At 63.2% G+C, this 24,038-nt stretch carries 23 protein-coding genes; 7 read left to right on the forward strand and 16 right to left on the reverse strand.

Annotation, left to right across the window (positions count from 1 at the left end; all coding sequences use genetic code 11):
- The first annotated feature begins 104 nt into the window (after positions 1–104).
- Both lpxD and fabZ read left to right on the forward strand, forming a co-directional pair.
- Positions 105–1,172 carry a UDP-3-O-(3-hydroxymyristoyl)glucosamine N-acyltransferase gene (gene lpxD / locus XH85_RS22300; protein ID WP_128933489.1) on the forward strand — a complete coding sequence of 356 codons (1,068 nt, stop codon included), beginning with the start codon at positions 105–107 and terminating at the stop codon, positions 1,170–1,172.
- On the forward strand, positions 1,169–1,630 hold the full coding sequence (gene fabZ, locus XH85_RS22305) for a 3-hydroxyacyl-ACP dehydratase FabZ (RefSeq protein ID WP_091885814.1): 462 nt from the start codon (positions 1,169–1,171) through the stop codon (positions 1,628–1,630). Before lpxD ends, fabZ begins: the two co-directional genes overlap by 4 nt.
- A 6-nt stretch (positions 1,631–1,636) precedes the next feature.
- On the opposite strand, the gene XH85_RS22310 is transcribed toward fabZ, so the two are convergent.
- On the reverse strand, positions 1,637–1,981 hold the full coding sequence (locus tag XH85_RS22310) for a KTSC domain-containing protein (protein ID WP_128937380.1): 345 nt from the start codon (positions 1,979–1,981) through the stop codon (positions 1,637–1,639).
- Between the two features lie 177 nt (positions 1,982–2,158).
- Between XH85_RS22310 and lpxA the strand changes: the two genes are divergently transcribed.
- From lpxA to lpxB, 3 genes are read left to right on the forward strand one after another with little or no spacing between them, the layout of a single operon-like run.
- Complete coding sequence (gene lpxA, locus XH85_RS22315) at positions 2,159–2,950, forward strand: acyl-ACP--UDP-N-acetylglucosamine O-acyltransferase (protein WP_128933490.1); 792 nt, start codon at positions 2,159–2,161, stop codon at positions 2,948–2,950.
- Between the two features lie 19 nt (positions 2,951–2,969).
- Positions 2,970–3,827, forward strand: a complete 858-nt coding sequence (locus tag XH85_RS22320) for an LpxI family protein (protein WP_164940815.1) — start codon at positions 2,970–2,972, stop codon at positions 3,825–3,827.
- Positions 3,824–5,002, forward strand: a complete 1,179-nt coding sequence (gene lpxB, locus XH85_RS22325) for a lipid-A-disaccharide synthase (RefSeq protein ID WP_128933492.1) — start codon at positions 3,824–3,826, stop codon at positions 5,000–5,002. The genes XH85_RS22320 and lpxB overlap by 4 nt, the downstream gene beginning before the upstream one ends.
- Positions 5,003–5,105: 103 nt before the next feature.
- Here the strand turns inward: lpxB and XH85_RS22330 are convergent, their stop codons facing one another.
- The 9 genes from XH85_RS22330 to gltX all read right to left on the reverse strand — a co-directional run bounded on the left by XH85_RS22330 (position 5,106) and on the right by gltX (position 15,682).
- Positions 5,106–5,873: an SDR family NAD(P)-dependent oxidoreductase gene (locus XH85_RS22330; RefSeq protein WP_128933493.1), complete on the reverse strand. Its 768-nt coding sequence runs from the start codon at positions 5,871–5,873 to the stop codon at positions 5,106–5,108.
- On the reverse strand, positions 5,870–6,979 hold the full coding sequence (locus XH85_RS22335) for an ABC transporter ATP-binding protein (RefSeq protein ID WP_128933494.1): 1,110 nt from the start codon (positions 6,977–6,979) through the stop codon (positions 5,870–5,872). The genes XH85_RS22330 and XH85_RS22335 overlap by 4 nt, the downstream gene beginning before the upstream one ends.
- A 10-nt stretch (positions 6,980–6,989) precedes the next feature.
- Entirely contained in the window at positions 6,990–7,847 is an 858-nt protein-coding gene (locus XH85_RS22340) for a carbohydrate ABC transporter permease (RefSeq protein WP_164940816.1), read from the reverse strand.
- Positions 7,840–8,688 carry a carbohydrate ABC transporter permease gene (locus tag XH85_RS22345; protein WP_420837914.1) on the reverse strand — a complete coding sequence of 283 codons (849 nt, stop codon included), beginning with the start codon at positions 8,686–8,688 and terminating at the stop codon, positions 7,840–7,842. The genes XH85_RS22340 and XH85_RS22345 overlap by 8 nt, the downstream gene beginning before the upstream one ends.
- Positions 8,689–8,759: 71 nt before the next feature.
- On the reverse strand, positions 8,760–10,046 hold the full coding sequence (locus XH85_RS22350) for an ABC transporter substrate-binding protein (protein ID WP_128933496.1): 1,287 nt from the start codon (positions 10,044–10,046) through the stop codon (positions 8,760–8,762).
- A 57-nt stretch (positions 10,047–10,103) separates the two neighbouring features.
- Positions 10,104–11,282, reverse strand: a complete 1,179-nt coding sequence (locus XH85_RS22355; protein WP_208758150.1) for an ROK family transcriptional regulator — start codon at positions 11,280–11,282, stop codon at positions 10,104–10,106.
- 211 nt (positions 11,283–11,493) lie between these two features.
- Positions 11,494–12,447: an IS110 family RNA-guided transposase gene (locus XH85_RS22360; RefSeq protein ID WP_128933498.1), complete on the reverse strand. Its 954-nt coding sequence runs from the start codon at positions 12,445–12,447 to the stop codon at positions 11,494–11,496.
- 357 nt (positions 12,448–12,804) lie between these two features.
- Complete coding sequence (gene gltA / locus XH85_RS22365) at positions 12,805–14,106, reverse strand: citrate synthase (RefSeq protein ID WP_128933499.1); 1,302 nt, start codon at positions 14,104–14,106, stop codon at positions 12,805–12,807.
- A 148-nt stretch (positions 14,107–14,254) separates the two neighbouring features.
- Positions 14,255–15,682 (reverse strand): glutamate--tRNA ligase, encoded by a 1,428-nt coding sequence (gltX, locus tag XH85_RS22370; protein ID WP_128933500.1) that lies wholly within the window; start codon positions 15,680–15,682, stop codon positions 14,255–14,257.
- 144 nt (positions 15,683–15,826) lie between these two features.
- Here gltX and XH85_RS22375 point away from each other — a divergent pair, with 144 nt between their 5' ends.
- Together XH85_RS22375 and XH85_RS22380 are read left to right on the forward strand one after the other, a co-directional pair.
- Positions 15,827–17,503: a glutamine--tRNA ligase/YqeY domain fusion protein gene (locus XH85_RS22375; protein ID WP_128933501.1), complete on the forward strand. Its 1,677-nt coding sequence runs from the start codon at positions 15,827–15,829 to the stop codon at positions 17,501–17,503.
- An 8-nt stretch (positions 17,504–17,511) separates the two neighbouring features.
- Positions 17,512–17,898 (forward strand): nuclear transport factor 2 family protein, encoded by a 387-nt coding sequence (locus tag XH85_RS22380; protein WP_128933502.1) that lies wholly within the window; start codon positions 17,512–17,514, stop codon positions 17,896–17,898.
- 41 nt (positions 17,899–17,939) lie between these two features.
- Here the strand turns inward: XH85_RS22380 and XH85_RS22385 are convergent, their stop codons facing one another.
- The 6 genes from XH85_RS22385 to XH85_RS22410 all read right to left on the reverse strand — a co-directional run bounded on the left by XH85_RS22385 (position 17,940) and on the right by XH85_RS22410 (position 23,863).
- The gene (locus XH85_RS22385) at positions 17,940–18,425 is read right to left on the reverse strand and encodes an adenosine-specific kinase (protein WP_128933503.1); all 486 of its coding nucleotides are present in this window, start codon (positions 18,423–18,425) and stop codon (positions 17,940–17,942) included.
- Positions 18,426–18,902: 477 nt separating this feature from the next.
- Entirely contained in the window at positions 18,903–19,568 is a 666-nt protein-coding gene (locus tag XH85_RS22390; protein ID WP_245473783.1) for a phosphoribosylanthranilate isomerase, read from the reverse strand.
- 173 nt (positions 19,569–19,741) lie between these two features.
- A complete protein-coding gene (locus XH85_RS22395; protein ID WP_128933505.1) occupies positions 19,742–20,890 on the reverse strand; it encodes a CapA family protein in 1,149 nt (382 codons plus the stop codon).
- A 24-nt stretch (positions 20,891–20,914) separates the two neighbouring features.
- Positions 20,915–21,931: a ribonuclease Z gene (locus XH85_RS22400; RefSeq protein WP_128933506.1), complete on the reverse strand. Its 1,017-nt coding sequence runs from the start codon at positions 21,929–21,931 to the stop codon at positions 20,915–20,917.
- Positions 21,932–22,081: 150 nt separating this feature from the next.
- Positions 22,082–23,512, reverse strand: coding sequence for a type I glutamate--ammonia ligase (glnA, locus tag XH85_RS22405; RefSeq protein ID WP_128933507.1), 1,431 nt, complete (start codon positions 23,510–23,512; stop codon positions 22,082–22,084).
- Positions 23,513–23,680: 168 nt separating this feature from the next.
- Positions 23,681–23,863, reverse strand: coding sequence for a hypothetical protein (locus tag XH85_RS22410; protein ID WP_164935201.1), 183 nt, complete (start codon positions 23,861–23,863; stop codon positions 23,681–23,683).
- Positions 23,864–24,038 lie beyond the last annotated feature (175 nt).

Below are 24,038 nucleotides of genomic sequence, written 5' to 3' on the forward strand. Positions count from 1 at the left end.
CGGATCACTGGAGCCGGTTTCCGAAAGGGATCGTGCCAATCCTGCAGATGAGGCATGATGCGGCCTGACCGCTTCATGCCGAAGCCGGACCGCGACGGGGTGGAATGGCGCAGCCGACCTTCTTCACAAAACCGCCTGCCTCAGCGTTGGCTGACATCGCCGCGCTGATCAAGGCGCAGCTCGTCGACCCCGAAAGGGGCGGCCGGATCATCACGGGCCTTGCTTCACTCGACGAAGCCGGCCCGATGCATCTGGCGTTCTTCGACAACCTGAAATATGCCGATCAGCTCAAGGCGACCCGGGCCGGGGCCTGCCTCGTCAGCCCGCGCTTCGAGGCCGAGGTGCCCGCGCATGTGGCCGTGCTGCGGGTGGCGCAGCCGTTCCGTGCCTTCGTCAGGATCGCGCGGGAATGGCACGGAGACGCGCTCAGGCCGCAATCCTGGGTCGGCAATGACGGCATCGCGCCGTCCGCCATCATCGATCCCACGGCCCGGCTCGAGGACGGCGTGATCGTCGATCCCCTGGCCGTGATCGGCCCGGGCGTCGAGATCGGTAGCGGCACCGTGATCGGCGTCGGCGCGGTGATCGGCCCCGGCGTCAAGATCGGCCGGGACTGCAATGTCGGTGCCCGCACGGCCATCCAGTGCGCCCTGATCGGCAACAACGTGCTGATCCATCCGGGCTGCTCGATCGGCCAGGACGGCTACGGCTTCATCTTCTTCGGCCCCGAGGGCCATCTGAAGGTGCCGCAGACCGGGCGGGTGCTGATCCAGAATGACGTCGAGGTCGGCGCCAACACCACGATCGACCGCGGCTCCTTGCGCGACACCGTGATCGGCGAAGGGACCAAAATCGACAATCAGGTCCAGATCGGCCACAATGTGACGATCGGGCGGCACTGCCTGCTGGCGGCCCAGATCGGCCTCGCCGGCAGCCTGACCATCGGCGACAACGTGGCGCTGGGAGCGAAGGTTGGCATCAACAACCACCTCAAGATCGGCGACGGAGCTCAGGTGACCGCTATGAGTGCCGTCAAGGACGACATCCCGCCGGGCGGACGCTGGGGCGGGCATTTCGCCAAGCCGACCAAACAGTGGTTCAAGGAGATCATCGCGGTGGAGCGCCTGGTGCGCGACAGCAAGGCCGATGCGAAGGACGAGGGACGGGAATGACGGTGGAATCACCTGTTAAGTTCGAACTGGTGGATATCAACGCGATCCTCCAGACGCTGCCGCACCGCTTTCCGATGCTCTTGATCGACCGCGTGATCAACATCCGCGCCGATTACAGCGGCATCGGCATCAAGAACGTCACCTTCAACGAGCCGGCCTTCCAAGGGCACTTTCCCGAGCGCCCGGTCTATCCCGGCGTGATGATGATCGAGGCGATGGCGCAGACCGCGGGCGTGATCGGCATCAAGTCGGTCGAGGGCACCGAGAAGCCGCGCGCGGTCTATTTCCTGACCATCGACAAGTGCAAGTTCCGCAAGCCCGTGCTGCCCGGCGATACTATCGAGTATCACATGCGCTCGCTCGGCCGCCGCAAGGCCATGTGGTGGTTTCACGGCGATGCCAAGGTCAACGGGCAGATCGTTGCGGAAGCCGACGTCGGCGCTATGCTGACGGACTGAGCGAAATCAACCCTTGCGGACCGGCTCGCGTGTCCGGCACGCGTAGCTCCCGGTGGTCGCCTCGGGCTTGATATTTTGGTTGAAGAACTGCCCCATGGAGGGCGCGCCGAGGAGACGCTCGACCGTATCGGGCGTCACGCCGCAATAGCGGTCATAGGCTCCGTTGTTCGCGACAATCAGATCCTGCTGCTTGCGATCGTAACAGACCCGCTGAAGCACCGTGCTGCGGGTGATGTCCCGGCATTCAAATGTCCCGAGATCGACGAGGTGGCGTTCGCCGGTCTCGACCGTCTCGGACACGATCGGAGCCGTCGCGAGCTGGGCGAGCAGAAGTGCCAGGGTCCTGACCACGATCACCTCAAGCTTCACATGAACCTGTTGATGGGCCGGGAAGGCCACCTCATCCGGCACATGAAACACGCCGAGATGATACGTCACTGGACAGATCGGGCATAGTCGCGCTAACCAGCCGAAAACCAAGCGACTTCAATACATAACCAGACCTTCTTGACGAGTAAGATTGGCTTGATGAGCAAGATTGATCCCACCGCACGGGTCGCGGACGGCGCCGTGATCGGCGCGGGCACCGAGATCGGCCCCTATTGCATCATCGGCCCGAACGTCGTGATCGGAGCGAACTGCCAGCTGATCGGACATGTGCATGTCACGGCGCAGACCACGATCGGTGACGGTTGCACCATTTACCCGTTCGCCTCGCTCGGCACGCCGCCGCAATCGCTCAGCTATCGTGGCGAGCTGACGCAGCTCAAGATCGGCTCGGGCTGCATCATCCGCGAATCCGTGACCATGAATGCTGGCACCGTCGCAGGCGGCGGCGTCACCATGGTTGGCGACCGCGGGTATTTCATGAACTGCAGCCATGTCGGCCACGACTGCCATGTCGGCAATGACGTGATCTTCGCGACGTCGGCAACGCTCGGCGGCCACTGCGAGATCGGCGACTTTGTCTTCATCGGCGGCCTGTCCGCAGTGCACCAGTTCACCCGCATCGGCCCGCAGGTCATGGTCGGCGGTGTGTGTGGCGTGCGCGACGACATCATCCCGTTCGGCCTCGTCAACGGCCAATATGCGGTGCTGGAAGGCCTCAATCTGATCGGCATGAAGCGGCGCAAGTTCACCAAGCAGCGGCTTGCGACCGTGCGCGGGTTCTACCAAAAACTCTTCCATGGTCACGGCACTTTCGCCGAGCGGCTGGAGGCCGCGCGGCCGCTCGCGGGCGAAGACCCTGCGATCGCCGAAATCCTCGACTTCATCGGCAAGGGCAAGCGCCCGCTCTGTCTTCCCGCCATCGCGAAGTGATTTTGGGATGGCCGCGGGCATGACATCGGCGGCTGCGGAGATATCCTCACCTGTCGGCGTGGTCGCCGGCGGCGGCGCGATGCCGTTCGCGGTCGCCGAATCGCTCGCCGCGCGCGGCATCACGCCGGTGCTGTTTCCGCTGCGCGGGGCCTGCGATCCGGCGCGGGTGGAGAAATTCCGCCACCGCTGGATCTCGGTCGGCCAGCTCGGCCGCGCGATGCGGCTGTTTCGCGAAGAAGGCTGCCGCGACCTGATCTTCATCGGCACATTGGTCCGGCCGTCGCTCTCGGAGATCCGCTTCGACGTCAAGACGCTGCGCCTGCTCGGAAACGTCATTCGTGCCTTCCGCGGCGGCGACGATCATCTGTTGTCCGGCGTCGGCCGCATCCTCGAGCAGGATGGCTTTCGCATGGTCGGCATCAAGGACGTCGCGCCCGACCTGCTGATGCCCGAGGGCTGCATCAGCCGCGCCTGGCCGAGCGACACCGGCAAGACCGACATCGAGCGCGGCCGGGCGGTGCTGACCGCGCTTGGTCCGTTCGACATCGGCCAGGCCGCGGTCGTGATCGACGGTCATGTCGTGGCGGTCGAGGATATCGAGGGCACCGACGCGCTGCTTGCGCGCGTCGCGCGGCTGCGCGAGGAGGGCCGTATTCGCGCGGCCATGGGTCGCGGCGTGCTGGTGAAGGCGCCGAAGAGCGGCCAGGATCTGCGCTTCGACCTGCCGACGATCGGCCCGCGCACCATCGAGGGCGTCGCTAAGGCCGGCCTTGCCGGCATCGCCGTCATCGCCGGCAACACGATTGTCGCAGAGCCGCAGGCGATGATCGCGCTCGCCGACGCCAAATACCTCTTCGTCATCGGCATGCCGGCGTGATGCAGGGCCGCGATCCCAAGCGCAAGATCTTCCTGATCGCCACGGAGGAATCCGGCGACCGGCTCGGAAGTGCCTTGATGAAAGTGCTGCGCCAGCGCCTCGGCGACGGTGTGCAGTTCGAAGGCGTGGGCGGCCGCACCATGGCGCGCGAGGGGCTCGAGACCCTGTTTCCGATCGAGGAGCTCTCCATCGTCGGCTTCGCCGCCGTCGTTCAGCAATTGCCGAAAATCCTGCGGCTGATCCGTAAGACGGTCGACGCCGTGACCGAGGCCGCGCCCGACGCGCTCGTCATCATCGACAGCCCCGATTTCACCCATCGCGTCGCCCGCCGCGTGCGCTCGCGCAGTCCGGCGATTCCGATCGTCGATTACGTGTCGCCGCAGCTCTGGGCGTGGCGGCCGGGTCGGGCGCGGACCATGCTCGGTTATGTCGACCATGTGCTCGGCCTGTTGCCGTTCGAGCCGGAGGAATACCGCAAGCTGGGCGGGCCGCCATGCAGCTATGTCGGCCATCCCCTGGTCGAGCAATTGGGCTCGCTGCGGCCGAATGCGGAGGAACAGAAGCGCCGCAACAGTGAGCCGCCGGTGCTCCTGATGCTGCCCGGCAGCCGCCGCAGCGAGATCCGGCATCACCTCGAGGTGTTCGGCGCGGCGCTCGGCCGCTTGCAGGCGGAGGGGCGCGCGTTCGAATTGATGCTGCCGACCATGCCGCATCTCGAAGCGACAATCCGCGAGGGCATCGCGAATTGGCCGGTCAAGCCGCAAATCGTGATCGGCGAGAACGACAAGCGCGCCGCCTTCCGCATTGCCCACGCGGCGCTGGCGAAGTCGGGCACGGTGACGCTGGAGCTCGCGCTGTCAGGCATTCCGATGGTGACGGCCTATCGCGTCGGCGCCATCGAGGCCTTCATCCTGCGCCGCGCGATCCGCATCTCCTCGGTGATCCTTGCCAATCTCGTGATCGGCAAGGACGTCATTCCGGAGTTCTTGCAGGAGGACTGCACGCCGGAGAAGCTGGGACCGGCGCTCGCCGAATTGCTGACGGATTCGCCGCTGCGGCGAGAGCAGGTCGAGGCATTCGCCCAGCTCGACCAGATCATGTCGACCGGCAACAAATCGCCGAGCGTGCTCTCGGCCGATATCGTGCTCGCGACGATGCGCAAGGGCAGGCGGTAAGACGGATTCGTAGGGTGGACAAAGCGAAAGCGTGCCCACCATTTCTCCTCCTTAATTGCGTAGAGAGACGGTGGGCACGCTGCGCTTCGCCCACCCTACAGGACTAGCCGAGACCGCCATCGACCTGAAAGCATTGGCGCGTGATGCGCTGGCTCTCGTCGGAGGCGAGGAACAGCGCCATGTTGGCGATGTCGTCGGGTGTCACCGCATCGGGAACGGCCTGACGCGCGCGCATCTCGGCGATGGTCTGCTCGTTCGGATACCACAGCTGGCGCTGGCGCTCGGTGATCACCATGCCTGGCGCAATCGCGTTGACGCGAATGCGGTCGGGACCGACCAGCCTAGCCAGCGAGTTGGTGAAGCCGACGATCGCCGCTTTCGCGGCAGCATAGACCGGCAGCGCCGGCGCGCCACGCATCCAGGCGATCGACGACATGTTGATGATCGAGCCGCCGCCGCGCGCCTGCATCTGCGGCACCACCGCCTGCGCCGCGAAGAAGACGTGCTTGAGGTTGACGCCGATCATCCAGTCGAAATCGGCCGGAGTCACCTCGGAGAGAACCTGGCGTTGATCGTTGGCGGCGTTGTTGACGAGAACGGCGGCATCGCCGAGCGAACGGTGGACCTCCGCCATCGCGGTGCGCAAGGCGTCGACGTCCAGGAGATCGCAGGGCACGAACAGCGGGGCGGTCCCGCCCGCTGCCGCCACCTCCCGCACCAGCGTTTCACCGGCATTCGTGTCGATGTCGAGGAAGGCGATGCGGGCGCCCTGGGTCGCGAACGCCCGTACAAGGGCAGCCCCGATGCCGCTGGCGCCGCCGGTGATCAACACCACGCGGTCCGCAAGGCCTGAATAGGTGGTCTTCGTCATGCGATCAGTCGCTCCGTCTCGGGGTCGAACAGGCAAATGCGCCGCGTGTCGAGCGCGAAAGAGGCGGACGCGCCGAGCGTGGGGCGGATATCGGGCGAGATTCGCGCCATCGCAGGCTCGCCCCCGAGCCGCAGCAACACCATCGTCTCGGCACCGGTCGGCTCGACCATTTCCACCGGCGCGTTGACGAGGACAGGTGCATCGCCGGAGAACGCGCGGCTGCCTTCGGCAATGCATTCCGGCCTGATCCCGAACACCACCTCGCGACCGACGAAGGATGCTGCGGCGTCATATCCTCTCAGGCGCAGACGAACCTCGTCCGGCCGCCCGGCGCCGATCACGACCACCGGCCCGTCATTCCCGGTCTCGAGCCGCGCCGGCATGGTGTTCATCGGCGGCGAGCCCATGAAACGCGCCACGAACAGATTGGCCGGGTAGCGGTACACGGTATCGGGATCGGCGAATTGCTGCACGCTGCCCTGATGCATCACCGCGATCCGTGTCGCCATCGTCATGGCCTCGATCTGGTCGTGGGTGACATAGACGATGGTGGCGCCGATACGCTGGTGCAGCCGCTTGATCTCCATCCGCATCTCGACGCGCAGCTTGGCGTCGAGATTGGACAGCGGCTCATCGAACAGGAAGAGCAGGGGATTGCGCACCAGCGCGCGCCCCATCGCCACACGCTGGCGCTGGCCGCCGGACAATTGCGACGGCTTGCGGCCGAGCAGCGGCTCGATCTGGAGCAGCTTGGCCACATTCGCGACCGACTTCTCCTGCTCGGCCTTCGGCACATGGCGGCATTCCATGCCGAAGGTGATGTTCTGGCGCACCGTCATCGAGGGATAGAGTGCGTAGGACTGGAACACCATGGCGATGTCGCGGTCCTTGGGCGGGATGTCGTTGACGACGCGTCCGCCGATCTCGATCGTCCCCGCGCTCGGCCGGTCGAGCCCGGCAACGATGTTGAGCAGCGTGGACTTGCCGCAGCCGGACGGTCCGACCAACACGGTGAACTCCCCGCTCTCGATGTCGAGATCGATGCCCTTCAGCACCTCCAGATTGGCGTAGCGCTTGGACAGGGCGCGAATGCTTAGTGCTGCCATGACAAATCCATCATTTCACTGCGCCGGCGGTAAGGCCGCGCACGAAGTACCTGCCGCCGAGGAGATAGATCAACAAAGTGGGCAGCGCTGCGATGATCACCGCTGCGCTCTGCACGCCATGCTGCGGGATATCCGCAACTGCAGCAGATAGCGCGATGAGAGCAGCCGTGACGGGCTGCTGTTGGCCGCTCGTGAACGTCACGCCATAGAGGAATTCGTTCCAGATATGCGTGAACTGCCAGATCACGGTGACGATCAGGATGGGAGGCGAGAGCGGCAGAATGATGCGCCAGAAAATACGAAAGAACCCGGCGCCATCGATGCGCGCGGCCCTGATCAATTCATGGGGAATGGCGACATAGTAGTTTCGGCAGAACAGCGTGGTGAAGGAGAGCCCCTGGATGGTGTGAATCAACACGAGGCCCGCCAGCGTGTTGATGAGACCGATGTCCCGCAGCACGATGGTCCAGGGAAGCAAGCGCATCTGCTGGGGAAGGAACAGGCCGAGGGTCACGATGCCGTAGATCCAGCTGTCGCCGCGAAAACGCCAGAGCGACACGGCATAACCGGCGATCGCACCGAGCATGGTCGAGAAAATCGTCGCAGGAATCGTGACGAGCGCGGAGTTCAGCATGTACGGTCGGATGCCGGCGCAGGTCTCGGCGACGCAGAAGCCGCTCCAGGCAGCGACGTAGTTGCTCCAGGCCCATTGCTGCGGCCAGCCGATCATCGAGGCCTGCGCGATCTCCTCGTTGCTGCGGAGCGAGTTCAGCACGACAACAGCCAATGGCGCGAGCCATGCTGCGGCGATCAGCGAAACGATGAGATAGATCAAAATCCGGCTTGGTGCGAAGGTTCGGTCACGCATGGGCCGCCCGCCGCCGCTGAAGATAACGCCACGCTGCATACGGCAGCAGGACCGCGAGAAGAATAAGCAGCATGAGCACCGCCGCCGCGGCCCCCCGGCCGAGCAGGCTGCGCTGGAACATCAGGTCGTAGACAACAAGTGCCGGCAGCTGGGTCGCGATTCCCGGCCCGCCGTTGGTGAGCGCGCGGACGAGGTCGAAAGCCGAAATCGCGAACTGCAACTGGATCACGACGACGGTGATGGTGATCGGCCAAAGCGTCGGCAGAATGATGCGCCGGTACATTCGGACCGGTCCCGCGCCGTCGATCTGCGCAGCTTTGATGAGGTCGGCGTCGACCGACCGAAGGCCGGCAAGGAAGAGCGCCATGGCGAAGCCCGAGGATTGCCAGATGGCAGCGATAACAATGGTCCAGATGGCCATGTCGCGGTCGATCAGCCAGTCGAACTTGAAGGAGGTCCAGCCGAGGTCATGGACCAGCTTCTGGATTCCAAGGCCAGGATTGAGCAGCCAACTCCAGACCGTGCCGGTGACCACGAACGACACCGCCAGGGGGTAGAGGAAGATGGATCGGAGCAGGTTCTCGCCGCGAATGCGCTGATCGAGCAGGATCGCAAGGATGAGGCCGGTCACCGCGCTCAGCAGCACGAAAGCGCTGCCAAACAGCAGCAAATTGTCAAAGGCGATCTGCCAGTTCCGCGATGCCGTGACCGCCGTGTAGTTGCGCAACCCCACCCAGCCCGAGACCGGCACCAGAGTGGATGGCGTGAACGATATCCAGATCGTCCACAGCGAGAACGACACGAGGTGCGCGGCGGACAGCAGCAGCGGCACCCAGATCATCAGATATTCGGGCAGCCGGCGCACCACGTCCGAAGGCGCCGGCCGGCCCGATCTTGTCGCGACGATTTGGGTCAACGTGCGCTCTCGACTGCATCGGCAAGGCGGGTGACGGCTTGCTCCGGCTTGATCGTCTTGTTCTTCACGTATTCCGTGATCACGTCGATCATCGCTGCGGTCATTCCGTTTTCCTGAGCCATATTGTGCGCAAGGCTCAGAACCGCCTGATTGCTGGCAATAGCGTCTTTCAGGGCTGCTGCGGTCCGCCGTTGACCGTCCGACCAGCCTTCACCAGAAAGATCGACATCGGTGCGCACGGGTATTGATCCTGTAATCTGCGAATACATCGTCTGGATAGCGGGATCCATGACGAGCTGAGCCATCAGCATCTGACCGGCCTGGAGGTCGGGCTCCTTGCGCTGCCAGAAGATGAATGCATCAGCGTTCAACAGGAACACCGGCTTGCCATTGTCGCTGGGGCCCGGCGCAATCATGAAGTCGTCGAACTTGAAACCGGCGTTGCGCAACACGCCCTGCGCCCATCCGCCCATGATCATCATGCCCATGTCGCCGTCGACGAAGCGCTTCAGGTTGGTCGAAAAGTGTTGGGCGCCGACGTTGGGATCCATCCAGTCGGCGATCCTGCGCACCTGTGCGAACGCGGCCTTGAGCTCGGGACCCTCCAGAGCTTTCTTGTCGAGATTCATGATGGCGGCGCGGTATGCGGTTGGACTGATGCCCGCTAGAGAAGCCTCGAATTTTTGTCCGTCGTCCGGGCGGGTACCACCGTTGGCGATGGGATAGGGGACACCGCCCGCTTTCATCTTTTCGGCAAGGTCATTGAAGTCTGCCCAGGTGACGGGGATCTTGTCGGCCTTGGCCTTGTCCATCGCGCGTTTGGACAGGAACAGCATGTTGGTGCTGTAGATCTGCAACGGCAGTGCGATCCACTTGCCTGCCGGTTTATGCAATCGTGCAAGATCTGGAGCGACGACCTTCTCATAGCCGGCGGCAGCGACGACGGCGTCAAGATCGACGGTCGGGGCGATCTTCGACCAGGCTGCAATCTCGGGACCTTTAAGTTGCGAGCAGGCCGGAGGATCTCCGGCCATGATCTGAGCGCGCAGCTTGTTCATCATCTCGGTGGTGAAGCCGGGGACGGGCGAGTGCTGCCAGACCCCTCCCTTCTCCTCGAATTTCTTACCGAGCGCCGTGATGGCCGCCCCGTCGCTGCCCGCGGACCATTGCGAGATCGCGGTCAGGCGCGGCTTGACCGCGCCCTGGGCGCGGGCAAATGCCGGCAGCGCGAGTGCGGCAGCAGATCCAGCGAGCAGACGGCGCCTTGTTGTTGTGATCGGCATGGCAGTTCCTCCCGTGTTGAGTGCTTTGTGCGTTGGGGCCGCACGGTTCAGGGCATGTCAGGCGGCCTCCGTCGATGCGGCGGGCATGCCGCCGCGGCTGGCCAGGCAGAAGGCGGCGAAGGCCAGGGCAGCCTGCGGATCGTTGCCGGTCGAGGGTGGCACGAAGGCGATGGACACTTGCGCCAATGTCCGGCCGCCCAGTAGGCAGGCGTCGATCCCCTCGACCACGGCGTTGCGATCGTCATCGGAGAGCAGCGATGGCCAGCCGCTGATGGCGACGCCACCGCATGGCTTCACATTCAGCGTGTTGCCGATCGCAAGGCCAAGCCGGAACAGCCGCCGCCGCAACTCCTGCCGAACGCGCGTCGAGAGCGGGATCGCGTGCACCCATTCGCTGCCGAGCTGGAGCAATTCGGTATCGGAGACGCCGAGGAGCTCGGCCAAAGCGGCGAGCGAGGTATAGGCCTCGACGCAGCCGAGATGGCCGCAGCGGCAGCGCGGTCCCTCGGGTCCAAATACCATGTGGCCCAGTTCGACCGGCTGGAGTGCATCGGCTTCAGACGGGTCATCCATCCAGGCGCCGGCAACGCCATGGCTGACAAAGACGAACAGATGCGTGCCGCTGAATGGATAGTTTTGCGTGCGGCAGCGGTGAAAGGTGGCGTGCGCCACCACCGAATTGGTGAATTCCAATGGCGCGTCGGCAAACATCTCGCCGATCATGGCGCTGATGCGCCCGACGTCGCAGGGGATGATCGGATTGCCAGATATGGTCAACCGGCCAAGCCCCGGAATGGAGACGCCGATCTGGGAGAGCGTGATGTGGCGGCGGCGTGTCCAGTCGCGTAGCAATGTCATCGCTTCGCGGAACACGCGGCCGACCGTCTCGACGGTTGGCGCCTTGGGCAACGGCAGACGCTCGGTATAGTGCAGCTCGCCCGACAGACCACCGACGCCGACGCTGAGCCATTGAGCGGACAGCTCGACGGCTGCGAGCGCCACGGCGCCGTCGAGCGACACGAGACCCGTCGGGCCGCCGACGTAAGGGGCAGGGCGCCGCACTTCCTCGATCAGGCCCTCGGCCTTCAGGTCGAATAGGATGCGCGACAGGCTCGCCTCGGACAGGCGCACCGCCTTCGCCAGCGGCGGCCGAAACGAGCCGCCCGACTGGAGCAAATGAGTCAAAATGGCAGCGCGCGTCTGCCGCCGACTTCTCGGCTGCTCCGGCATTTCCATCCCTGTCGTCATTCTTACTTAGTGTAAGAATTTGCGCGCGGAGCGTTTCAGCTGTCAAGTATTTGCCGGTCCGATGCGCCGACTTGTTGTTGTGCGCGGCAGCAACAGCGGTGTTTGTAGGGTGGGTTAGCCTTGCAGATGCGCGAAGCGCACCTGCAAGGCGTAACCCACCATGCTTCTGCACTGGCCGAACGAAGTCTCGTAGCAACCATTAAACGCCGAGGAGTTTTTCAGTCCACGGCGTTCCGCGTTGCACGACGGTGTTGGCATAGATGAGCAGCTTGCGCGCGCATGCGATGAGAGCGGCATTGTGAGCCTTTCCGGCCGCAGTCAGGCGGGCATAGAGGGCCATGACGGCCTTATTCCAGCGGAAGGCCGCAGGCAGGGCTGCCGCAAACAGAGAGCGACGCAGGCGAGCGCGGCCGCCGGCGATACGGCGTTGGCCCGTGTACTGCCCGCTATCGTTGTCGAAGGGAGCCAGCCCGGCAAGGGCTGCGACTTCCTCCCGGCTGACACGGCCGAGTTCAGGCATGCGGACCAGGAGGGCCAGTGCCGTGCGCTCACCGATCCCGGGAATGCTCATCACGAGGTCAAGGCGGACAGCGAGATCGTGGTGAGCGCGTAGTTGCTTGGCGATGTGACGGATTTGGGAGAGCCGCCTTGCCTTCAACCGGGCAATGTCATCCAGCACGATGCGGCGTAGCCCAGGCTTATCGAGATGCTCGAGCCGGGTCTTGAAGCGCTTGATGTCGTCCTCGATCTGCTCGAGGAAGGTGAGCTGCTCGGCGAGCTCCGCCAAGCGCGGATCCGGCGCACTCCTCACCTCTTCGAGCGATGCCGCGCAGGCAGCAATCAGCGCGGCATCCAGCGTATCGTTCTTGGCGCGACGCAATCGGGAGCGGCCGAACGCCTTGACCTGGATCGGCTGCAGCACCAGCACGATGACGCCGGCCGCACGCAAATGCTCCACTACCCCACGCTCGTAACCGCCGGTCGCTTCGATCCCGACTCGCTTGACGCCAGCTTTGGTCAGCAGTTGCACCAGCTTCCGCCAACCGGGAAGGTCGTTGGCGACCTCCCAACCCTCGTCTCGACCATGAACTACAATGTCGAGCTTCGCCTTGGACGTATCGATTCCCGCTGTCGTCGTGCTAGTCTGTGCCATCTTCGTCGACCCTGCCTTGTGAAGCGAACCTGATTGTTCCGGCAACCATCCGGGTCCGATGAAGGTGCTGGCGCGATCCTGCTACGGGGCAGCCACAAACTGCTCAGGGTGGGCGCGATCCGATCGCCAGCGGCCTGCCGCGGGTTGCAGCCGCGGCAGGCCATTCCTCACGGAACACGCCGACAATATCTGATTGCGCTATTACAAGGGTGGGCAAAGCGAAGCGTGCCCACGACTTCGTATCTGTCGCGGACAGGTGGTGGGCACGCTGCGCTTTGCCCACCCTACGGCATCTGCTTAAAACAAAAACGGCGCCATCATGAGATGGCGCCGTTTCAAAAGCCGTGACGGCCGACGTTACCGCTTGTCGATCGGCACGTAGTCGCGCTTGGCGACGCCGGTGTAGAGCTGGCGCGGACGGCCGATCTTCTGGTGGGGATCCTCGATCATCTCGCTCCACTGGCTGATCCAGCCGACGGTGCGGGCGACCGCGAACAGCACGGTGAACATCGAGACCGGGAAGCCCATCGCCTTCAGCGTGATGCCCGAATAGAAGTCGACGTTCGGGTATAGCTTACGGTCGATGAAGTACTGATCGCTGAGCGCGATCTTCTCGAGCTCCATCGCCACGTTCAGCATCGGATCGTTGCCATGGCCGGTCTCCTTGAGCACGGCGTGACACATCTTCTGCATGATCTTGGCGCGCGGATCGTAGTTCTTGTAGACGCGGTGCCCGAAGCCCATCAGGCGGACTTCAGAGTTCTTGTCCTTCACCTTGGCGATGAACTCGGGGATCTTGTCGACCGAGCCGATGTCGTAGAGCATATTGAGCGCGGCTTCGTTGGCGCCGCCATGCGCCGGGCCCCAGAGGCAGGCGATGCCCGCCGCGATGCAGGCGAACGGATTGGCGCCGGAGGAGCCGGCGATGCGCACCGTCGAGGTCGAGGCGTTCTGCTCGTGGTCGGCGTGCAGGATGAAGATCTTCTCCAGCGCGTCGGCGAGGACCGGGCTGACCTTGTAATCCTCGCAGGGCACAGCGAAGCACATGTTCAGGAAGTTCTCGGCAAAGCGCAGCGAGTTCTTCGGATAAACGAAGGGCTGGCCGACGGTGTACTTGTAGGCCATCGCAGCCAGCGTCGGGATCTTGGCGATCATGCGCATGGAGGCGACCATGCGCTGCTTGGGATCGTTGATGTCGGTGCTATCGTGATAGAATGCGGCCAGCGCGCCAACGGCCGCCACCATGATCGCCATCGGATGGGCGTCGCGGCGGAAGCCCTGGAAGAAGCGGGCCATCTGCTCGTGCACCATCGTGTGATGGGTCACGCGATAGTCGAAATCCTTCTTCTGCGCGGCGGTGGGGAGATTCCCGTAGAGCAGGAGATAGCAGGTCTCCAGGAAGTCGCCGTGCTCGGCGAGCTGCTCGATCGGGTAGCCGCGGTATTCCAGCACGCCCGCGTCACCGTCGATATAGGTGATCTTGGACTGGCAGCTCGCGGTCGAGGTGAAGCCCGGATCGTAGGTGAACAGGCCGGACTGGCCGTAGAGCTTGCCGATATCGATCACATCGGGCCCGACGCTGCCGCTGAGGATCGGAAGATCGTAATTCTTGTTTCCGACCGTCAGCGTGGCGGTCTTGTTGCTTGGTTTTGCGTCCATCGTAGGTCCCCGATGTGTGGTGAAACGGGCCGGAGCCGGAGGCCCCTGAGGAGATCGTTGGGGGCAGGCCGGATGTTCCAGAATGTACGGGGGAGATGGGTATATTATTGCTGTGTGCGCTGCAAGATCACCCCCACGCATGGTCGACTTACGTCGTAGATTGATTTTGAAGCCGGCCCAGGCTTTCCTGGCGTCCCAGGACGTCCAAAACCTCAAATATACCAGGCGACGTCGTCCGTCCGGTCAGCGCGGCCCGTAAGGGCTGGGCGACCGCGCCTAGCTTGAGACTATTTTCCTCGGCAAAGGTGCGCAGCGCGGCTTCCGTGCTGGCACCGCTCCATGTCTCGACTTTCCCCAGCGCGGAATGAAGCTGGCCGATCAGCTTGCGGTTCTCAGCTGTCAGCAGCGCCTGCGCCTTGGCATCGAGCTGCAGCGGCCGGTCGGCGAAGATGAAGTAGGCGCCGTCGATCAGCTCGATCAGCGTCTTGGCGCGCTCCTTCAGGGCCGGCATGGCCTTCAGGAGCTGCGCCCGCGTGGTGTCGTTTAACTTGGCCTTAATGTCGTCGCGGCTGGGCACGACGTGGTCGAGCACATCCTCGAACATCTTCACGAGTGATTGATCGTCGGCGTTGCGGATGTAGTGGCCGTTGAGATTCTCCAGCTTGGCGAAATCGAAGCGGGCGGCGGCACGGCCGACGCTGCCGAGATCGAACGCGGCGATCATCTCCTCGGTCGAGAAGATCTCCTGGTCGCCATGGCTCCAGCCGAGCCGGACGAGGTAGTTGCGCAGCGCCGCCGGGAGGTACCCCATGGCGCGGTAGGCATCGACGCCGAGTGCGCCATGGCGCTTCGACAGCTTCGAGCCGTCCGGGCCGTGGATCAAGGGGATGTGGGACATGCTCGGCAGCGCCCAGCCCATCGCATCGTAGATCTGCTTCTGGCGGGCGGCGTTGATCAGATGGTCGTCGCCGCGAATGACATGGGTCACGCCCATGTCGTGGTCATCCACCACCACCGCGAGCATGTAGGTCGGGTTGCCATCACCACGCAGCAGGACGAGGTCGTCGAGGTTCTCATTCTGCCAGACCACGCGGCCCTGGACCTGGTCCTCGATTACGGTCTCACCGGTCTGCGGCGCGCGCAGGCGAATGGTGGGCTTCACGTCGGCCGGGGCGGTCGCGGGATCGCGGTCGCGCCACATGCCGTCATAGAGGCGGGTGCGGCCTTCGGCGCGCGCCTTCTCGCGCATGGCGGCAAGCTCCTCGGCGGTGGCGTAGCAGCGATAGGCCTTGCCGTCGGCGAGCAGCTGCTCGGCGACCTCGCGATGGCGGGCGGCGCGGGCGAACTGGTAGATGACCTCGCCGTCCCAGCCGAGCTCCAGCCATTTGAGGCCGTCGAGGATGGCGGCGATGGCGGCCTCGGTGGAGCGCTCCCGGTCGGTATCCTCAATCCGCAGCAGCATCTTGCCGCCGTGCTTTTTCGCATAGAGCCAGTTGAACAGCGCCGTGCGGGCGCCTCCGATATGGAGGAAGCCGGTCGGCGAGGGAGCGAAGCGCGTGACGACGGAATCGGTCATTCTTGGCAGGGCCTATGCATTGGAGGCGGTGGTATATATCAGGACCGGAGCATAACTAAAGCCCGAGAGCGGACCTGCTAAAGGCTTGGCGCGGCCCAGCGAATTTGGCAGAAGGACCGCTGATTTCCCTACAGGATTTTCGTAATGACAGAACCGGTGGCGACTGAGGTTGGGCGCGATTTCATTCGTGACATCGTCCAGGCCGATCTCGATCAGGGCAAATACAAGGAGATCGTGACCCGGTTCCCGCCGGAGCCGAACGGCTATTTGCATATCGGCCACGCCAAGTCGATCGCACTCAACTTCGGCATCGCCCAGGAGTTTCCGGGCCGCTGCCATCTGCGCTTCGACGACACCAACCCGATCAAGGAAGAGCAGGAATATATCGATTCCATCCAGGCCGACGTGCGCTGGCTCGGCTTCGACTGGGGCAAGAACCTGTTCTTCGCCTCGGACTATTTCGATCGCCTCTATGAATGGGCGGAGCAGCTGATCCGCGACGGGCTCGCCTATGTCGATGACCAGACCCAGGAGGAGATCCGCACTTCGCGCGGCTCGCTGACCGAGCCCGGCAGGAACTCGCCGTTCCGCGACCGCTCGGTGGAGGAAAATCTCGACCTGTTCCGCCGAATGAAGGCCGGCGAATTCCCGAACGGGGCGCGCGTGCTGCGGGCCAAGATCGACATGGCCGCGGGCAACATCAACCTGCGCGACCCCGTGCTGTATCGCATCCTGCATGCGCATCATCCGCGCACCGGCACCAAATGGAGCATCTATCCGAGCTACGATTATGCCCACGGCCAGTCGGACGCGATCGAGGGCATCACGCACTCGATCTGCACGCTGGAGTTCGAGGACCATCGGCCGCTCTATGACTGGTTCATCGAGAAGCTGCCGGTGCCGTCAGAGCCGCACCAGTACGAGTTCGCGCGGCTGAACCTGACTTACACGCTGCTCTCGAAGCGTGTGCTGACCCAGCTTGTTCGCGAGGGCCATGTCGCGGGCTGGGACGATCCGCGCATGCCGACCATCGCGGGGATGCGCCGCCGCGGCGTGCCGCCGGCCGCGCTGCGCGAATTCGTCAAGCGTATCGGCGTCGCCAAGGCCAACAGCGTGGTCGATGTCGGCATGCTCGAGTTCTGCATCCGTGAGGAACTGAACCGCACGGCGCAGCGCCGCATGGCGGTGCTGAAGCCGCTGAAAGTGGTGATCGAGAACTATCCGGAAGGGCAGGTCGAGGAGCTCGAGGCGATCAACCATCCCGACGATCCCAGCGCCGGCACGCGCAAGATCAACTTCGGCCGCGAGCTCTATATCGAGCGCGACGACTTCATGGAGAATCCGCCGAAGAAATTCTTCCGCCTGTCACCGGGCAACGAGGTGCGGCTGCGCTATGCCTATTTCGTCAAGTGCACCGGCGTGATCAAGAACGAGGCGGGTGAGGTGGTGGAGCTGCGCTGCACCTACGACCCCGCGACCAAGGGCGGCAACGCGCCCGATGGCCGCAAGGTCAAGGCGACCATGCACTGGCTGCCGGCAGCGGCATCCAAGCCAGCGGAGATCCGCATCTACAACCAGATGTTCTCCAATCCGAATCCGGATGCCTCGAACTTCGCCGCCGATCTCAATCCGCAGTCGCTGGAGATCCTGGCTGATGCCCGTGTCGAGGCATCGGTTGCGGAAAGCAATTCGATGGAGCCGATGCAGTTCGAGCGGCAGGGCTATTTCGTGCGTGACACGGATTCGACGCTGGGCAAGCCGGTGTTTTCGCGCACCATCGGCCTGCGCGACACGTTTGCGAAGGAAGTCGCGAAAGGCTGAGATACGACATGAACAATGAGGCCGACGCCATCGTTTCCGCCATCATCGCGAAATGGTGCGCCGGCTTCGCGACGCTCGACGCGGCCGCGCTGTCGTCGCTCTATTCGAAGAATGCGTTCTTCTTCGGCTCCAACCCGACGCTATATCGTGGCAGGGACGGAGTAGCGGCCTATTTCAATGGCCTGCCGCGCTGGCGCTCGCCGAGCGTCCGCTTTTCCGAGGTGGCCGCGGCGCAGGTCGCGCCCAAAGTGATCAACATGGCCGCGATCGCCTCGTTCGACCTCGGCGAGGAGGCCGCGCCGCTGTCGGTCAAACTTACCTGGGCAATCGTGTGTGAAGGCGGCGACTGGAAGATCGCGAGCCACCACGTGTCGTCCAGGGTTGCACTGATCTAACGCCGGGGGCGTTCTTCATCGCATCCGGCTTCATCGGGCCGCTACAGCTTGTAGCCGATCTTTCTCAGGAGGTCCTTCCGCCACGCAATGTCAGCGTCGGTCTCGATACCCAGCGGTGAGGCGCCATCCACTACGCCGAGCACGCCGCGGCCAAGCTCCGTTTGCGCGACGATCACCTGCGTGGGGTTGGCCGTCGCGCAGTAGATGCGGCAGACCTCCGGCACCGCGCGCACGGCAGCCAGCACGTTGACGGGAAAGAACCCGTCGCCCAGGAAGATCAGGAAAGTGTGGCCGGCGCCGATGGCCGATGCATTGTCGCGTGCGAGAGAGAGGGCGGCTTCGTCATTACCTGACCAGCGCACCAGCCGCTTGCCGGAAGCCTCGCAGAAGGCCAACCCGAAGCGGATGCCCGGGACCGCGCCTACCAGCGCCTCGTGGAGGTCTTCCACGGTCTTGATGAAATGCGACTGGCCAAAGATGAAGTTGGCCGCGTCCGGTTTGACGATGGGCACCACGGTGAGTTCCATGGCTACGCTCCTATCGGCAGAGTTCCACATGTTAGGCCGCCGGAAGGTGATTGCAAGCCGTACAGCCGGCCGCGCAACGAGCGCGATTACCGCACCCGATATTTGCTCGCGTAGTGCTTGCCGAGAATCTTGCGGGTCTGATCGGCCAGCCGCTTGTTACCAGTCGTCGGCCGCCTGGCGTGGCGCGTCTTCGGCTTTGGCCAATCCGTTCCTGAGCTCTGCTTTCTTGGCGTGCGCATAACTGCAGACCACGTTGCGACATAACCATCGACATAACCATCTAAGGGACGAATCTCAACCGGGCTGCCGGTCGAAAGGCCAAGATCGCGGTCCGCACGACCCTGGGATTCCCGATGGGCGCATCGGTGAAGAGGTCAATAGCGGGTATGCCAGGCGCCATGCCTTCATCTGGCCCGTCTAGGGGCCGTGCAATCCGAAATCCGTGAACAAAACAATCATGATGTCAGCTGCTCCACACTATGACGGCGCCGCCGCCCGAGCCGCTTCGTGGAAGCGGCGGACTCGATCCAGGTCCTTGGCATGCGATCCGTCCTGATCCGTTCTCGTCTTGGAATCAACACCGGCTGGACGGACGGTGCGGATCGCCTCTGCGACGTTGTCCGGTCCGAGACCACCGGCAAGGACAACAGGAACGGGGGCGAGGTCCACGATCCGGCGGCTGATACCCCAGTCATGCGTCACGCCGAGCGCGCCGATCTGCTCGTCCGTGGCTCGATAGCTGTCGAGAAGCAGAAAGTCTGCAATGCCAACGTAGCTGCGGGCAATCGCGATGCTCTCCTCGCCGAACACCGGTATGCTCCTCATCACGACCATCCCGGGCAACATGCGTTTGAGGGAAGCAACGTCTTGCGGCGAAAGCAATTCGGCGCTGGCTCCCAAATGGACGATCGCGGGGGTGAGTTCGCGCGCCCATGAGGCAATCAAGGAGAGATCGCAGGTCAGAAACAGTGCTGAGAACTTCGATGGTGGTACAATCGCCGCGGCGATTTCGGAAGCTCCTGAGATCGGCAGCTCGCGCGGAAATCGACCGTCTCCGACGAGCACACCGACATGATCGATGCCAATGGCTGAAACAGCGGACGCCTCTTCGATGGTCGAGATTTCATAAATCTGGGTCAACATCGCGCGTAACCTCCGCGGCGGACATTGAGCATAAAACATCCGAAGGCGGCGTTTGGCAAAGCCACAGCCTTCGTCGGCTAGCGGGAGTCGAAGATTAGGTCAGCTGCCCGGCGGGGACGCAGTCCTGGTCGCGCCGGCCCGCCAATTCTATCGGGGAGTGCTTGTTACGAGAGTCAGGTCGTTGCCCTCTGCGCGACACATGCAAGCTGCTGTTCGGATTCAAAAATGACCCTCGTTCCGAACGGCCGGCATTCCCTATCCAGGGTTTGCCGGATCCATTCAATGTCGCGCCGCGATGGAATGGAGAGACGAAAGTTCTTGATCTGCATGGGAACCAGTTTGAGCGCATGGAGGCTTCCGCTGGTTGGATCCAGGTCGACGAAATACATCAACGCCAGGTCGTCGCGGTAGCGCTCGTAACCACGGATCCCCTCATAGTCGTTCAGAAAATCACCGCAGCCATAGAGTATAAGGCGGTCTCGATAGATTTCGATCGCTCTCGGATGGTGCGAAGAATGCCCGTGAACGATCGACACGCCTGCCTTGTCGACCAGGGCCCGGGCAAAAATCCTCTGCTCATCGGGAATGTCATATCCCCAATTGGATCCCCAATGGATCGACACCACCGTGAGATCGCCCGGCCTTCTGGCCGCCATGACCTGGTCAGCGACCTCGAACGCGCTCGCCCCGCTGAGGTCAGGCAGCAGGTTGACGCCCGGAGTGTCTGACATTGCAACCCACTTGAACGGGATTCCGCTCGATGTCGATCCGAACGCAAAGACCAGGAGCCGCGCGTCGGCAAGGCTCAGCACTGCGGGTGCGCGCGCTTCCCGATCATTGCGGCCTGCGCCCGCCACCTTGATGTTGAGCTTCTGCAATGTCGTCAGCGTCTCTACTAGGCCGGCGCGACCCCAATCGAGCACATGGTTGTTGGCCAATAGACAGCAGTCGATCCCCGCGGCCGCGAGACACTCTGCGTTCTCGGGGCTCATGCGGTAGTTGATGCCCTTATTCGCGCGGTCGTTGCTGCCCGTCACAGCCGTTTCGAGATTGATGATCCGCGCGTCCGGCTGCATGGACTCGAATTGGTCCAGTGCAGCGCCCCAGACGTAGGACGATCCATTGCGCCGCGGAATAGGCCCGTTTGCCTGCTCGGCGAGCTGCACGTAGCCAGACGCCGATCGCATGTAATCCTCGTAAATCTCGGGGCTACAGGGGTGCGCCAGCACCTGGTCGATGCCGCGGCCGCACATGACATCTCCGCATAGGAAGAGCCGCACCGGTTTCCGACACACCGCTGGCAGATGTCGTTCCTCGGACATGACTTTCCACTCCGGTCCTGCCGCTTAGCTCTTTGCGTCAGGTGCGAGATGCCTGAACGCCGCCATCACCTCGGCCAGCATCCGCTCCTGCTCTCCCGCATAGCGCGGAGAGAAGTGGAAGGGCTCGACGCGGCGCACATTGGCTTCCCGTGCGATTTCTCCGGCAGCCGTGGTTGTAAGATGAGCCCGCTCACTCGCCAATACGGCGTCGGCCCCCGCAAACGCCGCCTCGATGAAGAGGATGTCTGCATTCTGAATCAGCGCTACGATGGCGGCACGATTGGCCGGCGTGTCGGCAACATCGGTTACATAGGCAATTTTCTGGCCCGCAGTGACCGTCACGAGATCGCGCAGGCTGGCGAGCGGAACGAGGCGATCTGACGTTGCCGTTTCATCGATGCGGATCAAATGATCGTCGGCGCGACGCTCGACGATGGCCTTCTTCAGCGACAGCAACCAGGGACCGACGGGCAGTCCGCGCTCCAACAGCCGGTTCTTCCATACGTTGACATGCGCTGCCTCCTGCAGCGCAAAGGCGAGGCAGGGCGTGCCATGTTCAAGGATCGCGGCGGACACGCGATGGGTCGGTTCATCGCAGAGTACGCCGCCAAAGGTCTTGCGAGAGACTGATGGCTCTGCTGCGAACGCCTTCCTCAGGTGGAACCGCGTGGTCGAGATGGAATCCGCCGTTCCGAGTTCGGTTACATCGAATACGAGATCGCAGGGATAGGTTTCGACCAGGTTCCAGCAATAGGCCTGAAGCTTGTGAAAGACGTGCTCGACAAAGCCGGACGGACCGAACAGCTGCACCGATTTCTCATGCCCGACGAGCAAGCGAAGCAGATGGTCGAAGCCCACGAAATGATCAATATGTGCATGCGAGACAAAGACCTGGTCGACGCGCCGTATCCTCCGCGGCGCTAGTGAAGCAATCTCTCCGACATCGAACAGCAGACTTCGCTTTTCGAACAGCGTTTCGACATAGACCGTCGGGTCGCCGTAGCGACCGTTGACCAGGCTCGGATGGAAAAGTGGTCGCATGGCAAACTATTCTGCTGCAACAGCGCCCGATCGATTTCAGCCCGAGGAGAGAGCCATGAAACTCATTTCAAGCGCCTTCGCCGATGGTGCCGACAGGGGCCACGACGCGATTTTGGTCAGCCGCGGACGATCCCGCAGTGAGGACCGCTGTCAGATGTCGTAGTAGAGGTGGAATTCATAGGGATGCGGTCGCAGCCGGATCGCATCGACCTCCTTTTTTCGCTTGTAGTCGAGCCAGGTCTCGATCAGGTCGGCCGTGAAGACGTCGCCGCGCAGCAGGAATGCGTGGTCGCGCTGGAGTGCGTCGAGCGCCTGATCCAGCGATCCCGGTGTCGACTTCACTTGCTTGGCTTCGGCCGGTGGCAGGTCGTAAAGGTTCTTGTCGATGGGGCTGCCGGGATCGATCCGGTTGTCGATACCGTCGAGGCCCGCCATCAGCATTGCGGCAAAAGCCAGGTAGGGATTGCAGGAGGGGTCGGGTGAACGAAACTCGACGCGCTTTGCGCGTGGATTCGGCGAGTACATGGGAATTCGGCAGCAGGCCGAACGATTGCGTTGGGAGTAGACGAGGTTGATGGGGGCCTCATAGCCCGGCACCAGGCGCCGATAGGAGTTGGTCGTCGGGGCGCAAAGCCCGCACAACGCCCAGGCGTGGGTCAGGAGGCCGCCGATGTAGTAGCGGCCGAGCTGGCTCAATTCGGCATAGTCGCCCTGGTCGTAGAACAGGTTGGTCTCGCCATTCCACAGCGACTGGTGCACATGCATGCCCGAAGCGTTGTCCTCGAACAGCGGTTTCGGCATGAAGGTCGCGGTCTTGCCGTGCTCATGCGCGGTATTCTTCACCACATATTTGTAGATCATCAAATTGTCGGCCATGCGGGTCAGGGTTGTGAAGCGCATGTCGATTTCGTTCTGGCCGCCCGTTGCGACCTCGTGGTGATGAGCTTCGATCTGGATTCCCAGTTGCTCCATGGTCAGCACCATTTCGGTGCGTAGCGCCTGCATGCTGTCGGTCGGAGGAACGGGAAAATATCCCTCCTTAGGGCGCGGCTTGTGCCCCAGATTCGGCGCTTCCTCCGCGCCGGTGTTCCAGCTGCCTTCGCTGGAATCGATCTCGTGCATGGCGTAATTGATGCCTTGACCGTAGCGGACGTCGTCGAAGACGAAGAACTCCGCTTCCGGGCCGAAGTAACTCGTATCGGCGCGACCAGTGCCCTTGAGATAGGTTTCAGCCTTCTGGGCGATGTAGCGTGGATCGCGGCTATAGGATTGGCCGGTCACGGGGTCGCGGATGTTGCAGATGAGGACCAGCGTCGTTGCCGGACTATAGGGGTCGACGAAGGCCGTCGTCGGATCGGCGACGACCAGCATGTCGCTCTCCTGAATCTCCTGGAAGCCGCGGATCGATGAGCCGTCGAACCCGATGCCCTCCTCGAGCGCATCGACGCGCACTGCGCTCGGCGGGACGGAAAAATGCTGCCATACCCCCGGCAGGTCAGTGAACCGCAGATCGATCATCTGGACCTTCTCGTCCTTGATCGCCTTCACGAGATCTTCGGCCGTCGCACATTTTGGAAACATGGCTCGCTCCCAGCATCGTGGAGATGCGCGTCTTGCGGGTCGCGTTGCCGTTCAGCCGCAGCCGAACGGCTTGCGACGGATTGTGGTCCATACTCTGTGTTGCCGCCCCTCCAGCCTCAATCCGGCTTGGCGGCATTTGCGGTCAGGCGGCTACGCACGCCGGCTGCTTCAGCTTTGGTGAGGCCCGCGCATCAGCTTCATGGCGTCTTCGATATGCCGCCAGGTCTTGGCGAGCTCGAGTTCGCCCTTCGACTCGAGATCGATGGCGTTCTGGGCGGCTTCCGCAATGGCCTTGGGGCCATGTGCTTCCAGCAACTGCCGCGCATAGTCGTGGATTTCGATTTCTCGCATGGCGTCACCTCCCTCTTGTCCCGGGCGCAACGCGAACGAGGTGCGGCCGGGACGATAGACGTCGACACCTGTCAAGCGCGGCTAGTCTGCATCCTGGTGCAGGCCCTCGCAAGGGCCCTTTCCGGGGCATGGGCCGCGAGGATTGGATGCGGCTTCTGTCGCGGCAACACGGCGC

The organism is Bradyrhizobium zhanjiangense (assembly GCF_004114935.1).
GTDB classification, from domain to species: domain Bacteria; phylum Pseudomonadota; class Alphaproteobacteria; order Rhizobiales; family Xanthobacteraceae; genus Bradyrhizobium; species Bradyrhizobium zhanjiangense.

What these genes read in the sequence shown, in the direction of transcription:
- XH85_RS22355 (WP_208758150.1), bottom strand. Translation starts at nt 11,282, where the DNA reads ATGGAAATGCCGGAGCAGCCGAGAAGTCGGCGGCAGACGCGCGCTGCC.
- XH85_RS22375 (WP_128933501.1), top strand. Translation starts at nt 15,827, where the DNA reads ATGACAGAACCGGTGGCGACTGAGGTTGGGCGCGATTTCATTCGTGAC.
- XH85_RS22330 (WP_128933493.1), bottom strand. Translation starts at nt 5,873, where the DNA reads ATGACGAAGACCACCTATTCAGGCCTTGCGGACCGCGTGGTGTTGATC.
- gltX (WP_128933500.1), bottom strand. Translation starts at nt 15,682, where the DNA reads ATGACCGATTCCGTCGTCACGCGCTTCGCTCCCTCGCCGACCGGCTTC.
- lpxD (WP_128933489.1), top strand. Translation starts at nt 105, where the DNA reads ATGGCGCAGCCGACCTTCTTCACAAAACCGCCTGCCTCAGCGTTGGCT.
- glnA (WP_128933507.1), bottom strand. Translation starts at nt 23,512, where the DNA reads ATGTTTCCAAAATGTGCGACGGCCGAAGATCTCGTGAAGGCGATCAAG.
- XH85_RS22390 (WP_245473783.1), bottom strand. Translation starts at nt 19,568, where the DNA reads ATGTTGACCCAGATTTATGAAATCTCGACCATCGAAGAGGCGTCCGCT.
- gltA (WP_128933499.1), bottom strand. Translation starts at nt 14,106, where the DNA reads ATGGACGCAAAACCAAGCAACAAGACCGCCACGCTGACGGTCGGAAAC.
- XH85_RS22395 (WP_128933505.1), bottom strand. Translation starts at nt 20,890, where the DNA reads ATGTCCGAGGAACGACATCTGCCAGCGGTGTGTCGGAAACCGGTGCGG.
- XH85_RS22380 (WP_128933502.1), top strand. Translation starts at nt 17,512, where the DNA reads ATGAACAATGAGGCCGACGCCATCGTTTCCGCCATCATCGCGAAATGG.
- lpxA (WP_128933490.1), top strand. Translation starts at nt 2,159, where the DNA reads ATGAGCAAGATTGATCCCACCGCACGGGTCGCGGACGGCGCCGTGATC.
- XH85_RS22410 (WP_164935201.1), bottom strand. Translation starts at nt 23,863, where the DNA reads ATGCGAGAAATCGAAATCCACGACTATGCGCGGCAGTTGCTGGAAGCA.
- XH85_RS22335 (WP_128933494.1), bottom strand. Translation starts at nt 6,979, where the DNA reads ATGGCAGCACTAAGCATTCGCGCCCTGTCCAAGCGCTACGCCAATCTG.
- XH85_RS22340 (WP_164940816.1), bottom strand. Translation starts at nt 7,847, where the DNA reads ATGCGTGACCGAACCTTCGCACCAAGCCGGATTTTGATCTATCTCATC.
- XH85_RS22345 (WP_420837914.1), bottom strand. Translation starts at nt 8,688, where the DNA reads ATGATCTGGGTGCCGCTGCTGCTGTCCGCCGCGCACCTCGTGTCGTTC.
- XH85_RS22385 (WP_128933503.1), bottom strand. Translation starts at nt 18,425, where the DNA reads ATGGAACTCACCGTGGTGCCCATCGTCAAACCGGACGCGGCCAACTTC.
- XH85_RS22400 (WP_128933506.1), bottom strand. Translation starts at nt 21,931, where the DNA reads ATGCGACCACTTTTCCATCCGAGCCTGGTCAACGGTCGCTACGGCGAC.
- XH85_RS22320 (WP_164940815.1), top strand. Translation starts at nt 2,970, where the DNA reads ATGACATCGGCGGCTGCGGAGATATCCTCACCTGTCGGCGTGGTCGCC.
- XH85_RS22350 (WP_128933496.1), bottom strand. Translation starts at nt 10,046, where the DNA reads ATGCCGATCACAACAACAAGGCGCCGTCTGCTCGCTGGATCTGCTGCC.
- fabZ (WP_091885814.1), top strand. Translation starts at nt 1,169, where the DNA reads ATGACGGTGGAATCACCTGTTAAGTTCGAACTGGTGGATATCAACGCG.
- XH85_RS22360 (WP_128933498.1), bottom strand. Translation starts at nt 12,447, where the DNA reads ATGGCACAGACTAGCACGACGACAGCGGGAATCGATACGTCCAAGGCG.